Raw genomic sequence first — 14,277 nt, 5'->3', positions numbered from 1 at the left:
CCGGAGCCGGCCGGCTCCGCAAGCGGGGTTTCACGGATTCCGGCGCCGATCGTCGAAACGCGGACGGGTGCCGTCTCGCCCCCGGTTCGTCCATTGCGCGCAAGCGGAAAAAATCGGCTAAGAGTGCACCGCGGTCGCGACGCCGCTTCCGTCGCTCCGGGACACCCCACGCGTCGCGGGGGCCGAAGGGTCCCGCCCGCGGGCGGGGCGCCGGCCCGCGCGGACGGACCAGGCGGCGGACCAGGCACGGGCCGAGGACGGCGAGCGAGGATGCGGTTTCTACTTTCGTCCGACGAGGGCGACGTGATCAGGGGCTGGGTGGTGCCGGACAATCCGCTGGCGATCAGCCGGGTCTCCGTCGCCGTCGAGGGGCGGCGGGTGGCGGAAGTCCCGGCCATCCACGCCGACGAGAATTTCATCAAGTTCGGCTGGCACGCGACCGGCCAGTGCCATTTCGAGATCCGCGACTCGGACGTGCCGGGCCTCGCCGGGATCGAGCGGCTCGAGATCTACGACGTCGATACCAATGTGATGGTCTACCGGCGCCTGCCGCGCACGGGCCTCACGGACAGGAAGGTCATCCTGCTCAACGGGCACATCCGTCCGGAGACGGTGATCCAGACCGCTCTGTTTCCCTGTTTCCGGCAATCGTATTTCGGGATCGGCCGATTTACGGACGAGATCCTGCGGTCGATGTTCGACACCGTGACGCTCGATTCCTGCCTGATGGCGGGCTCGATCATCTTCCCGCGCTACGAGGGGCACTTCGTCCAGAGCGGCGCGCTGACCATGCTGCTCGTCCACGACCCCTTCGTGGAACTGGCGGGCCGCCTGTTCTGGCTGCGGGAGCGGGCGAGCATCGCCGCCAGCCCGGAGCAGCACTGGCGCCTGGGCAACCTCGTCGAGGCGGCGGCCTTCACCCTCGACTACGACTTCACCGACGTGAAGAGCCTGAAGCGGCTGTTCCGGATGATGCCGGAGCCGGCCTACCACCTGCTCTACAATCCCCTGACGCGCCAGCTCAGCACCCACGTCCCCGAGGACCGGCTGATGCCGGCCAGTTCCATCATCGCGGTCGAGGTCCTGTCGCGCATCGACGTCGTCGGCCACCGCGACTACTTCGAGGCCTTCATGGCCTCGGTGTTCCACCATATCGGGATCGAGGCGCCGCTGCCGCTGCCGCTGCCGATCCCCAACGAGACGCTGGCCCTGGCCGAGCTGCTGCGCGGCATGCGCTTCGCCCGCGACATGGTGGTCTACGACATGGTGCTGAGCGACGCCGTGCGCGCCTCCGTCTCGAAGAGCTGGGAGGCTTAGGGCGGCGATGGCGGAACGGGCGGGGCCGGGGGCCACACTCGCCGGCCGGGCGCTGCCCGTGACGGGCGCGGACGGCGCCGACCTACGCATCGATCTGTCCGGGGCCGGGCTCGGCGGCGCCTGGGTCGGCCTGACGTGGCGCGATTCCGGCAGCGGCGGCATCGCCCGCGCCCTCCTCGGCGCGGTGTCGGCGGACGGGGCGAGCGAGGCCCTGGCCGAGGAACCGCTCGGCGGCGACGCCTTCGCCTGGACCGGACGGCTGCCGCCGGGCGTCGCGGCCCTGCGCATCACGGCGCTGTCGCGGACCCAGCCCTTTGCCCTGCGGGATCTCGCCATCCGCCGCCGCGGGCGTCTCGCCATCGTGGCGCGGGCGGCCCTGCGCCAGCCCGGCCTCGCCGCACAGGCGGTCTGCTGGCGCCTCCTCGGCCTCAAGCTGCGCGCCCGCGGGATGATCGCGCGGGCGCTCGCCCACCGGAGCGAGACCGGTTACGGCGCCTGGATCGCCCGCTTCGACCGCCGCTCGCCGGCCGAGCGCGCGCGCATCCGGGCCGAGATCGCCGGCTGGGAGGCGCCGCCCCTGATCTGCGTGCTGATGCCGGTGCACGACCCCGACCCGCGCGTTCTGGACGCGGCGATCCGCTCGGTGCGCGGCCAGCTCTACCGGGCCTGGGAACTCTGCATCGCCGACGACGCCTCCACCGACCCGCGCATCCCGCGGCTGATCGCCCGCCACGCGGCGCAGGAGCCGCGCATCCGCACCCTGCGCCGCCCGGAGAACGGTCACATCGCCCGGGCGACCAACGACGCCCTGGGCCTGGCGAGCGGCGCCTACGCCGCCTTCCTCGACCACGACGACCTCCTCGCCGAGGACGCCCTCTACGAGGTCGCCAGGGCGGTGCGGGCCGATCCGGGCCTGGAACTGGTCTACAGCGACGAGGACAAGGTCGACGGCCGCGGCCGCCGCTTCGAGCCGCATTTCAAGTCCGGGTACGACCGCGAACTGCTGTGGGGGCAGAACTACGTGAACCACCTCTGCGTGGTCCGCACGGCGACCTTGCGCCGGCTCGGCGGCCTGCGGCCCGGCTTCGAGGGCAGCCAGGACCACGACCTGCTGCTGCGCCTGACCGAGGGGCTCGACCCCGCGCGGGTGCGCCATATCCCCAAGGTCCTCTATCACTGGCGGGCGGCGGCCGGCTCCGGCACCTTCTCGGACCGGGCGCCGGCGCGGGCCGAGGATGCGCGGCTGCGGGCACTGGCCGAGGTCGCGGAGCGGAAGGGGGCCCGGGCCGAGCGGGGGCCGCAGGGCTTCAACCGGCTGGTGCGTCCCCTGCCCGAACCGGCGCCCCCGGTCTCGGTGATCATCCCCACCCGCGACCGGGCGGAACTGCTCGCCGTCGTCCTCGACGGGCTGTTCTCGCGAACCGACTACCCGGCCCTGGAGGTGATCGTCGTCGACAACGGCAGCACCGAGCCGGCGACGCGGGATCTGTTCGCCCGATACGCCGCCGAATCGCGCCTCCGCGTCCTGCCGGCGCCGGGGCCCTTCAATTTCTCGGATCTGTCGAACCGGGGCGCGGCGGCCGCGGCGGGCAGCATCCTCCTCTTCCTCAACAACGACGTCGAGGTGCTGGAGCCGGGCTGGCTCGGCGAACTCGCCGCGATCGCGAGCGATCCGGAGATCGGCGCGGTCGGCGCGAAGCTCCTCTATCCCGACGGCACGATCCAGCACGGCGGCATCGTGCTCGGGATCGGCGGCATCGCCGGGCACAGCCATCTCGGCCTGCCGGGCGGCGCGACGGGCTACTTCGCCCGCATGGTGCTGTCGCAGGAGGTCTCGGCGGTGACCGGCGCCTGCCTCGCGGTGCGGGCCGACGTGTTTTCCGAAGTCGGCGGCTTCGACGCCGTTCATCTGGCGGTCGCCTTCAACGACGTCGATCTGTGCCTCAGGATCCGCGCGGCCGGCTACCGCATCGTCTGGACGCCGCATGCCCGCCTCGTTCACCACGAGTCGAAGAGCCGGGGCGCCGAGGACACGCCGGAGAAGCGCGCCCGCTTCGAGGCCGAATCGCGTGTCATGCGCGAGCGCTGGGAGCCGGTGCTGCGGGCCGATCCCTACTACAATCCCAACCTCTCGCGGGCCGCAGCGCATTACCGGCTCTGAGTCGCCGGCCCCGCGGGGAAGCGGTTTGCGCGGGCCGCGAACCGGGCTACACACCGCACCGCAGCAAGTGCGGTGTGTAGCCCGGCTGCCCCGACGGAGACATCGATGCGGATCGCGATGATTGGGTCGGGCTATGTCGGCCTGGTGTCGGGCGCGTGCCTGGCCGATTTCGGCCACGAGGTGACCTGCATCGATCGGGACCCGGCCAAGATCGCCGCCCTCGACGAGGGCCGCATGCCGATCTACGAGCCCGGTCTCGACGCGCTCGTCGCCGACAACGTCCGCGCCAAGCGCCTGTCCTTCTCCACCGACCTCGCCCCCGCCGTCGCGCGCGCCCAGGCCGTGTTCATCGCCGTCGGCACGCCCTCGCGCCGCGGCGACGGCTTCGCCGACCTCTCCTACGTCTACGCCGCCGCGCGCGAGATCGCCGCGGCGCTCACCGGCACCACCGTGGTCGTCACCAAGTCGACCGTGCCGGTCGGCACCGGCGACGAGGTCGAGCGCATCATCCGCGAGGCGCGGCCCGACGCCGATGTCGGGGTCGCCTCCAACCCCGAATTCCTGCGCGAGGGCGCCGCCATCGGCGACTTCAAGCGGCCCGACCGCATCGTCATCGGCGCCGAGGACGCCCGCACGGCCGCCGTGATGCAGGAGGTCTACCGCCCGCTCTACCTCAACCAGGCGCCGATCCTGCTCACGGGACGCCGCACCGCCGAACTGACCAAGTACGCCGCCAACGCGTTTCTCGCCACCAAGATCACCTTCATCAACGAGATCGCGGATCTCTGCGAGCAGGTCGGCGCCAACGTGCAGGAGGTCGCCCGCGGCATCGGGCTCGACAACCGCATCGGCGCGAAGTTCCTGCATGCGGGCCCGGGCTACGGCGGCTCGTGCTTCCCGAAGGACACGCTGGCGCTGGTGAAGACGGCGCAGGATCACGGCACGCCGGTGCGGATCGTGGAGACGGTGGTGGCCGTCAACGACCAGAGGAAGCGGGCGATGGCGCGCAAGGTGGTGACGGCCTGCGGCGGTTCGGTGCGGGGCAAGCGGGTGGCGCTGCTGGGCCTGACGTTCAAGCCGAACACCGACGACATGCGCGATGCGCCCTCGCTGTCGATCGTCGCCGGCTTGCAGGACGGCGGAGCGCAGGTGACCGCCTACGATCCGGAGGGGATGGAGCAGGCGCGGCCGCTGCTCGACGGCGTGGCGTATGCGGACGACGCCTATGCCTGCGCGGAAGGGGCGGACGCGCTGGTGATCGTGACGGAGTGGAACGCGTTCCGGGCCCTCGATCTCGCCCGGCTGAAGAGCGTGATGCGGGCGCCGGTCCTGGTCGATCTGCGCAACGTCTACGCGCCCGCGGAAGCCGAACGTCACGGTTTCGCCTATTCCGGCGTCGGAATTGCATGAACCAACCGAGCGCGCCGTGCGGACCCCTCGTTCGGACGGCTCGGAATCACGCTTCTTCTTGAGACCGGGCCAACCATAACTTGCAAGAACAGCACATTGCCCCCTCACGCCAACTCCGACCTGGCGAGAGCCATAAGAACATGCTTCCCAAATCGCATGCAATCCTTGCAAGGTCTTTGCCATGCTCAGGGCAGAATGATGGCAGTTTCCGCATTCGCTCTGCTGGGTGCCGGTTGTTTCCGCTGCTTTCAACGTCCTCACGAATTCCACCCGTCGACGCTTCGCCGATGAATACGTGCCACACAATCTCCCAATCTCTCGGGATTAAGGGAGAGGTCGCAGCCAAGCGGGTTGGACGGTCCTGACGGTCGGACTATGAGTGCCTCTTACAAACCCCCGATCTCGGGCCGCCTTCCTGAAGGCGCCGCGATGCGACGGAGGTTTTGCAAGACATTCGGGGTGCGTGTCCCCCGTGCCGGCCGGAATCCGGTCCCTGCTTCACCAGCGTAAACGGATCGACGTGACAAACCGCAAGAACATCGCGATCGTCGGCCGCGCCTGCCGCCTGCCCGGAGCCCCGAACGTCGAGGGGCTGTGGCAGCTCCTGACGGAAGCGCGCTGCGCCGTCTCGCGCATCCCCGAGGATCGCTGGTCGCTGCCGGCCTTCGGCCATCCGCGGGCGCAGGAGCGGGGCAAGAGCTACACCTGGGCGGCGGGCGTTCTCGACGACGTCTGGTCGTTCGATCCCGGCGTGTTCGGCATCTCGCCGCGCGAGGCCGAGCAGATGGACCCGCAGCAGCGCATGCTGCTGGAACTGACCTGGGAGGCGTTCGAGGATGCGGGCCTGCGCCCCTCCGCGGTGGCCGGCAGCCCGATCGGCGTGTTCGTCGGCGCCTCGGCGCTCGATTACGGCAACCTGCGCATCCTCGACCCGTCCTCGGGCGACGCCTACGCGGCCACCGGCAACACGCTCTCGATCATCTCGAACCGCATCTCCTACATCTACGACCTGAAGGGCCCGAGCTTCACCCTCGACACCGCCTGCTCCTCCTCGCTGGTCGCGCTCAACGCCGCGATCGCCGCGATCGAGGCCGGGCAGGTCGACACCGCCGTGGTGGCCGGCGCCAACATCCTGGCGAGCCCGTTCAACTTCATCTCGTTCTCCAACGCGCAGATGCTCTCGCGCACCGGCCTGTGCCAAGCCTTCTCGGCCAGTGCCGACGGCTACGTGCGCGCCGAGGGCGGCGTCGTGCTGATCCTGCAATCGGCCGAGGCCGCCGCCCGCAGCGGCCGGACGGTGCGCGGCGTGATCGCGGCGAGCGGCGTCAATTCGGACGGGCGCACCACCGGCATCTCGCTTCCCTCCGGCCATGCCCAGGGCGCGCTGCTGGAGCAGGTCTACCGCGAGGCGGAGATCGACCTCGACCGGATCGCCTTCGTCGAGGCCCACGGCACCGGCACGCCGGTCGGCGACCCGATCGAGGCCGGCGCCATCGGCGGCAAGCTCGGCAAGCCGCGACGGGCGCCGCTGCCGATCGGTTCGATCAAGACCAATATCGGCCATACCGAGCCGGTCTCGGGGCTCGCGGGCCTGCTGAAGGCGAGCCTCGCCCTCGAACACGACCTGCTGCCGCCTTCCCTGCACGCGGCCGAGCTGAACCCCGAGATCCCGTTCGACGGGCTCAACCTCGCCGTGAACCGCGCCCCGCTGGCGCTCGCCCGCACGAAGGTCGAGCGCTTCGCCGGCGTGAACTCGTTCGGCTTCGGCGGCACCAACGCCCACGTCGTGCTGACCGACGCAGGCCCCGTCGCCGCGAACGGCGAGGCGGGCCGCCCACCCGAGATCCTGCTGCTCTCCGCCCAGAGCCGCGCGGCGCTGAACGATCTCGCCCTCGACTACGCCGCCCGCCTCGACGGCGCCGCGCCCGAAGAGGCCGCCCGCGTCGCGGCCGCCGCGTTCCACCGCCGCGAACGCCTCGCCACCCGCCTCGCCCTGCCGATCGGCCCCGCCACCGACGTGCCCGCCGCCCTGCGGGCGCTGGCCGAGGGCGAGGAGAGCGAGGCGGCCGTCGTCGGCACCGCGGTCGAGCGCAGCGCCGAGGTCGCCTTCGTCTATTCCGGCAACGGCAGCCAGTGGGTCGGCATGGGCCGCGAGGCCTACGAGGAGAGCGCCGCCTTCCGCGCCCGCTTCGATCAGGTCGACGGGCTGTTCGAAAAGCTCTCCGGCTGGTCGCTGAAAGAGGCGATGTTCGCCGAGGATCTCGATGCGCACCTGTCCCTCACCCGCGTCTCGCAGCCGCTGATCTTCGCGATCCAGAGCGCCTCGACCGCGGCCCTGCGCGCCAAGGGCCTCGCGCCCCGCACCGTGCTCGGCCACAGCGTCGGCGAGATCGCCGCGGCGGAGGCCGCCGGAATCCTGAGCCTCGACCAGGCGGTGCGGGTGATCTTCCACCGCAGCAAGCATCAGGAGACGACGCGCGGCTTCGGCACCATGGCGGTGCTGCTCGGGCCGGTCGAGGAGATGGAGGCCTTCCTCGCCGATTATCCCACCCTCGACATCGCCGCCTACAACAGCCCCAAGGCGATCACGGTGGCCGGCCCCGAGGCCGACATCGAGGCGGCGATGAAGGCGCTGGCGCGCAAGCGCCGCCGCGGGCGCAAGCTCGACCTCGAATACCCCTTCCACGGCCGCCTGATGGACCCGACCGAGCGTCCGCTGCTGCGCGACCTCGACGGGCTGAAGGCTTCGGCCGGCCACACCGCCATGGTCTCGACCGTGACCGGCACGGTGCTGCCCGGCGCCCGGTTCGGCGCCGGCTACTGGTGGCGCAACATCCGCGAGCCGGTGCGCTTCTGCGAGGCCTTGCAGGAGGCGGCCCGCCAGGGCGCCCGCCTCTTCGTCGAGGTCGGCCCGCGCGCGACCCTGCTGCCGCATATCGGCGACGCCATCGAGCCGCTCGCCATCGAGGTGGCCTCGGTCGGCGTGATGCACCGCAAGCCCGCCGGCGGCGATCCGATCGCCAAGGCGGTGGCCGCTGCCCTCGTCGCGGGTGCCGCCGTGGACGAGGCGCGCCTGTTCGGCGCCGATCCGGCGGGCGTCGTCGCCCTGCCGCTCTATCCCTGGCAGCGCCGCCCGTTCCGCCTCGCCGAGACGACGGAAGGCGCAGGTGCCGCGCCGCGTCCCTACCACCCCCTCGCCGGCGCGCGGCTCGCGCCCGACGGGCTCGAATGGCACGGCCATCTCGACGCGGCGCTCGTGCCCGAACTCGACGACCACCGCATCGACGGCCAGGTGATCCTGCCCGGCGCGGCCTTCGTCGAGATGGCGCTGCACGTCGCCCGCCAAGCGCTGCGCGCGGAGAGCGTGACGCTCGCCGACGTCGAGATCCTCTCGCCGATGGTCTTCGCCGAGGATTCGCTGCGCGAGGTGCTGGTGCGCCTGTCCGGCTCCGGCAACCAGATCCAGATCCTCAGCCGCCCGCGCCTGACCCCGACGCCGTGGCAGCTCCACGCCTCGGCCAAGATCATCGAGGGCGATTTTTCCGCGCCCGCGCCCCGCGCTCTCGCGATCCCCGCCGAGCACGCGATCGCGGGCGAGAGCCTCTACCGCCGGGCGCTGGCCTCCGGCCTCGGCTTCGGCGAGAATTTCCGCCAAGTGGCGGCATCGGCGCGGATCGACGAGACCACCATCGTCTCCGAGCTGATCCCGGCCGAGGCCGATGCCCGCTACGGCCTCGTGCCGGCGCGCCTCGATTCCTGCTTCCACGGCCTGATCCTGCTCTTCGCCGAGCTGATGGGCGAGGGCGCCGCCAAGGCCTACGTGCCGGTGCGCTTCGGCGAGGTGCGCCTGCTGCGCCCCGGCGCCGCGATCGCCCGGGCCGAGATCCGCACCCGGCGCCGCAACGAGCGCTCGATCCTGGCCGACTTCACCCTGACCGACGCCGAGGGCGAAGTCGTCGCCACGATCCGCGAGGGCCGGTTCCAGGCCCTGCGCGCCAAGAGCGGCAGCGATCTCGACGCCTACGCCATCACCCAAGGGGTCGAGCGCGCCACCGAGCCGACCGCCCTGCCGCTGGAGCGCCGCCCGAGCGTGGCCGAGCGCCTGCGCCCGAGCCTCGCCGCCGCGACCGCGCCGGACACGGCCGATCTCGGGCCGGGTCACCTGCTGCTGGAGGGCTGGGCCACGGCGCTCGCCTACCGGCTGGCCGAGGGCCTGTCCGAGAAGGGACGGGTCGTGCTCGACAGCCGCCTTCCGAGCGCGCTGCATCCTTGGGCGACCAACGCCCTCTACGCCCTGGAGAGCAGCGGCCTCGCGACCCTCGACAAGGGGGTCTGGCGCCTGCGCCGGGACGTGCGCCTGCCCGCGCCCGAAGAGACCATGCGCTGGATCGCGGCCGACCATCCGGAGCTGGCCGCCGAACTCGTGCTGCTCGCCGACACCACGGCCCTCGTCGGGCGGATCGTGGCCGGCGACGCGTCCGCTTCCGCCAGCCTGCCGCCGGCCGCGCTCGACGCCTTCCACCTGCGCGGCGCCACGGCGCGCGCCGCCGCCGAGGTGGCGGCGCGGATCGTCGCCGAGGCCCGCGGGCGGCTGCCGTCGGACCGGGCGTTGCGTATCCTCCAGGTCGGCTTCGGCCCTCTCTCGGCCCGCGCCGCGGCGCTGGCCCGCGAGGCGGATGCGCGCCTGACCGTGCTGGAGACCGACCGGCGCCTCGCCGAGCGCGCCCGTCTCGCCCTGCCGGGCTCGGTCGCGGTGATCGAGGCCGCCGACGCCCTGCCGGCCGGCGCCTTCGACCTCGTGCTGGCGAGCGACGTGCTGCACCGCTCCGACAAGGCCCTGCCCGGACAGCTCGCCGCCGCGCTCGCCTCGGGCGGGCTGCTCGTCGCGGTCGAGCCCGGCGCCTCGCTGTTCCGCGACCTCGTCTTCGGCCTCGCGCCGGACTGGTTCGAGGAGGCGGTCGCCGACATGCCGGTCTCGCGCCTCGACGACGTGACCGGCTGGCAGCGCCGCCTCAGCGCCTCGGGCCTCGTGCGGGTCTCGGCCGATCGCGCCGCGTCCGCCAACGGCGACGACCTGCTGCTCGTCGCCGAAGCTCCGGCCCGCCCGGCGGTCGGCCACGGCCAGAGCTTCGCCTTCGTGGTGGGCTCCGACGACGATTTCGGCGCCGAGACCGCCTCGTCGCTGGCGACCCTGCTGGTGGCGAGCGGCGTCCACGTCTCGATCATCCTCGATTCCGAGCAGTCGCTGCGGGAACTGGAGCGCGAGACGCCCGACACCGTGGTGTTCCTGGCCGGCGCCTTCGCCGGAGAGGGCGAGGCGGCGACGCGGCTGCGCGACCGCTGCCTCAGCCTGAAGCGCTGCGCCGAGCATCTCGGCAGCCGCCAGACCCGGCTCTGGGTGGTCGCCCCCGGCGCCACCCGCGACGCGGGCGGCGAGGCGGCCGCGGTCGAGGCCGGCGTCTGGGCCTTCAGCCGGACGCTCGCCAACGAGGCGGCCAATCTCGACGTGCGCCGGATCGACCTCGCGCCGGCCCTCTCCTCGAAGGATGCCGCCGAGCGGCTGCGCGCCCTGATCCTGTCGGGCACCGACGAGACCGAGATCGTACTCGACGCCGACGCGACCCGCGTCGTGCGCTTCCATCCCGGCCGCGCCGCGAAGACGGGCGGCGAGGCGGCCCCGGCCGCGCGGCTGGAGCGCTCCAACACGGGCGGCCTCAACGAGATGGTGTGGGGGCCGGCCGAGCGCGCCGCCCCCGGTCCCGGCGAGGTCGAGATCGCGGTGGCCGCCACCGGCCTCAACTTCCGCGACGTGCTCTGGGCGCTCTCCATGCTCCCGGAGGAGATCCTGGAGGACGGCTTCGCCGGTCCGCGCCTCGGCCTCGAAGTCTCCGGCCGGGTCACCGCCGTCGGCGCGGGCGTGGTGGACGTCGCCGTGGGCGATGCCGTCGTCGCCTTCGCCCAGTCGGGCTTCGCCACCCACGTGGTGGTGCCGGAGATGGTCGTCGCGCCGATGCCTCAAGGGCTCGACCCGGCCGCCGCCGCCACCGTGCCGGTCGCCTTCCTCACCGCCTACTACGCGCTGTGCACCTGCGCTCGGCTGCGCAAGGGCGAGTGGCTGCTGGTCCACGGGGGCGCCGGCGGCGTGGGTCTCGCCGCGCTCCAGATCGCCAAGTGGAAGGGCGCGCGGGTCATCGCCACCGCCGGCTCGCGGGAGAAGCGGGCCCTGGTCGAGGCGCTCGGCGCCGAGCACGTGCTCGATTCCCGCTCCCTCGCCTTCGTGGACGACGTGCGCCGCATCACCGGCGACGGCGTCGACGTGGTGCTCAACTCGCTGTTCGGCGAGATGATGGAGCGCTCGCTGAACTGCCTGCGGCCGTTCGGGCGCTTCGTCGAGCTGGGCAAGCGCGACTACGTCGCCAACACCCATATCGGCCTCAGGCCGTTCCGCCGGAACCTGTCCTATTTCGGCGTCGACCTCGATCAGGTGCTCCAGCACCAGGGCGAGGACGGGGCGCGGATGTTCCGCGAGGTGATGGCCTTGTTCGCGGAGGGGGGCCTGCGTCCCCTGCCCTACCAGCCGTTCGCCGCCGACGAGACCTCCGACGCCTTCCGGCTGATGCAGCAGTCCGGCCATGTCGGCAAGATCGTCGTCACGCCGCCCGCCCCCGGCTCGGTCGCGCGGGTGCGGCGCAACGCCTTCGCGATCGGCGACGAGGGCGTGCATCTCGTCACCGGGGGCTTGGGCGGCTTCGGCATCGAGGCCGCCCGCTGGCTGGCCGATCGCGGCGCCAAGCGCATCGTGCTCGTCGGCCGCTCGGGCAAGCCGAACGAGGAGGGCCGCGCGGCCATCGCAGACCTCGCCGCGCGAGGGGTGAGCGTCGAGACCAGGGCCTGCGACATCACCAGCCGCCGGGCGGTCGAGGCCCTGATCGACGGGATCGAGACCCGGGGCGAACGGCTCGCGGGCGTGATCCACGGCGCCATGGTGCTGCGGGACGGCCTGATCTCGGCGATCGAACCGGAGACGCTCGAGGCGGTGATCGCGCCGAAGGTGATCGGGGCACAGCACCTCGACGCGGCCACGCGCGGGCGAAAACTCGACTACTTCGTGCTGTTCTCCTCGGCCACGACCTTCATCGGCAATCCCGGCCAGGGCTCCTATGTCGCCGCCAACGGCTTCATGGAGGGGCTGGCCCGCCAGCGCCGCCGCCTCGGCCTGCCCGCGCTCGCGGTCGCCTGGGGCGCCATCGGCGATGTCGGCGTGCTCGCCCGCAACAAGGCGGTGATGGACACGCTGGCCTCCCGCGTCGGCGTGACACCGATGGACGCCCGCCTCTGCCTCGACCTGATGGCCGAGGCGCTGGAGGGCCAGGGGAAAGCCAGCGACGAGGGCGTGATCGCCATCGCGGCGATGCATTGGGGCAAGGCGCGCGAGCGCCTCGCCACCCTGCGCTCGCCGAGCTATGCCAGCCTCGGCAGCGACCAGCAGGCCGAGTCCGGCACGGTGGCCGCCATCAACATCGGCGCGCTGCTGCGCGCCTCGGACATCGACGCGGTGCGAAAGACCGTGGCCGACGCCATCGTCGAGGACATCGCCCGCATCCTGCGCCTGCCGAAGGACGACATCAGCCGCGTGCGCCAGCTCTCGGAGATCGGCCTCGACTCGCTGATGGGCGTGGAACTCGGGGCGAGCCTTCAGGAACGCTTCGCCCTCGACGCGCCGCCGGCCGGCATCTCCTCGGGACTCACCGTCAACGAGTTGACCGAAACCCTGATCCAGGCGGTGGCGACCCCGGTGGACGAGGCCGCGGGCGTCACCTTGAGCCTGGCGACCAAGCATGTCGGCGATCTCGACGCCGCGACGTTGACGCCGTTCAACGAACTGGTCGAGAAGAACGTCTCGGACATCAAAGAGATCTTGCCATGACCCAGCCGTCACGCCCGCAGGACGGGCGGGCCGCGCTCGCGAGCTTCGTCACCAACCGGCTCGGCCGGGCCGCCGCGCGTCCGGCTCCGGCGGAGGCCAAGGCGCCGGCCGGCGATTCGGTGCAGGACTTCGAGAAGCTGACCGGCTATCGCGAGCTGCGCCTCCAGCGCTCGGCCGCCGACCTGATCGGCCTGAGCAACCCGTTCTTCCGGGTGCACGAGACCCGCGCCGCCGCCAACACCCGGATCGGCGGCGAGGCCTTCTCCAACTACTCGTCCTACGACTATCTCGGCCTCAACGGGCACCCCGCCGTGAGCGGGGCGGCGCGCAAGGCGATCGAGGCCTTCGGCACGTCGGCCTCGGCGAGCCGGGTCGTGGCGGGCGAGCGGCCCGGGCACATCAAGCTGGAGCGGGCGCTCGCCGCCCATTACGGCACCGAGGCCTGCGTGATCATGGTGAGCGGGCACGCCACCAACGTCACCGCCATCGGCGCCATGCTGGAAGCGCCGGACGTGATCTTCCACGACGCGCTGATCCACAACAGCGTGGTGACGGGCGCCCAGCTCTCCGGCGCCCAGCGCCGCTCCTTCGCCCACAACGACCCCGCCGCCCTCGAAAAGCTGCTGGAGGCGACCCGTCACGAGCACCGCCGGGCGCTGATCGTGATCGAGGGCCTCTACAGCATGGACGGCGACGCGCCGGATCTGGCCGCCTTCGTCGAACTGAAGCGCCGCTACGATTGCTGGCTGATGGTGGACGACGCCCACGGCCTCGGCGTCCTCGGCCGCACCGGCGCGGGCCTGCACGAGCATTGCGGGGTCGACGCGTCCGACGTCGACATCTGGATGGGCACGCTCTCGAAGACGCTCTCGTCCTGCGGCGGCTACATCTGCGGCGCCTCGGTGCTGATCGAGTACCTGAAATGCACCGCGGGCGGCTTCGTCTACAGCGTCGGCATGTCGCCGCCGCTCGCCGCCGCGGCCGAGGCCGCGCTCTCGGTGATGCAGGCCGAGCCCGAGCGGGTGGAGCGCCTGCGCCGCAACGGCCACCAGTTCCTGGCGCTCGCCAGGAAGCAGGGCCTCAACACCGGCACGAGCCTCGGGCTGGCCGTGATCCCGATCATCGTCGGCGATTCGCTCAAAGCCGTGACGCTCTCCGACCGGCTGTTCAAGCGCGGTATCAACGTGCAGCCGATCATCCACCCGGCGGTGCCGGAGCGCTCCTCGCGCCTGCGCTTCTTCATGACCTCCGAGCACATGCCGGAGCAGATCGCGCAGACGGTGGCGGCGGTGGCGGAGGAGCTGTCCTCGCTGGAAACCGGCGCCACGCTGATCGAGCAGTTGATGGCCCGCCGGGGGGCGTGAACCTCCCGCATATCCCTTCCTCCCCCTCATCCCGAGGTGCCGACGCGAAGCGGCGGCCTCGAAGGATCCTCCAGGAAGCACTGCGAGATCTGAGGATC

5 protein-coding genes are annotated in these 14,277 nt (G+C 72.1%); all 5 read left to right on the top strand.

Going from position 1 to position 14,277, the window contains the following annotated elements:
• Nucleotides 1–270: 270 nt before the first annotated feature.
• The 5 genes from PGN25_13280 to PGN25_13260 all read left to right on the top strand — a co-directional run bounded on the left by PGN25_13280 (nucleotide 271) and on the right by PGN25_13260 (nucleotide 14,179).
• Nucleotides 271–1,317: a hypothetical protein gene (locus tag PGN25_13280; protein ID MEH3118527.1), complete on the top strand. Its 1,047-nt coding sequence runs from the start codon at nucleotides 271–273 to the stop codon at nucleotides 1,315–1,317.
• 7 nt (nucleotides 1,318–1,324) lie between these two features.
• Nucleotides 1,325–3,478 carry a glycosyltransferase family 2 protein gene (locus tag PGN25_13275; protein ID MEH3118526.1) on the top strand — a complete coding sequence of 718 codons (2,154 nt, stop codon included), beginning with the start codon at nucleotides 1,325–1,327 and terminating at the stop codon, nucleotides 3,476–3,478.
• 105 nt (nucleotides 3,479–3,583) lie between these two features.
• Complete coding sequence (locus PGN25_13270) at nucleotides 3,584–4,888, top strand: UDP-glucose/GDP-mannose dehydrogenase family protein (protein MEH3118525.1); 1,305 nt, start codon at nucleotides 3,584–3,586, stop codon at nucleotides 4,886–4,888.
• Between the two features lie 520 nt (nucleotides 4,889–5,408).
• Nucleotides 5,409–12,815 (top strand): SDR family NAD(P)-dependent oxidoreductase, encoded by a 7,407-nt coding sequence (locus PGN25_13265; GenBank protein MEH3118524.1) that lies wholly within the window; start codon nucleotides 5,409–5,411, stop codon nucleotides 12,813–12,815.
• On the top strand, nucleotides 12,812–14,179 hold the full coding sequence (locus PGN25_13260) for an aminotransferase class I/II-fold pyridoxal phosphate-dependent enzyme (GenBank protein MEH3118523.1): 1,368 nt from the start codon (nucleotides 12,812–12,814) through the stop codon (nucleotides 14,177–14,179). The genes PGN25_13265 and PGN25_13260 overlap by 4 nt, the downstream gene beginning before the upstream one ends.
• Nucleotides 14,180–14,277 lie beyond the last annotated feature (98 nt).

Origin of the sequence: Methylorubrum populi, from assembly GCA_036946625.1 — a bacterium.
Taxonomy (GTDB): Bacteria; Pseudomonadota; Alphaproteobacteria; order Rhizobiales; family Beijerinckiaceae; genus Methylobacterium; species Methylobacterium populi_C.
This window is presented reverse-complemented; position numbering and strand designations above follow the sequence as displayed.

Coding starts and splice junctions, on each gene's coding strand:
- PGN25_13270 (MEH3118525.1), top strand. CDS start 3,584: ATGCGGATCGCGATGATTGGGTCGGGCTATGTCGGCCTGGTGTCGGGC.
- PGN25_13260 (MEH3118523.1), top strand. CDS start 12,812: ATGACCCAGCCGTCACGCCCGCAGGACGGGCGGGCCGCGCTCGCGAGC.
- PGN25_13275 (MEH3118526.1), top strand. CDS start 1,325: ATGGCGGAACGGGCGGGGCCGGGGGCCACACTCGCCGGCCGGGCGCTG.
- PGN25_13280 (MEH3118527.1), top strand. CDS start 271: ATGCGGTTTCTACTTTCGTCCGACGAGGGCGACGTGATCAGGGGCTGG.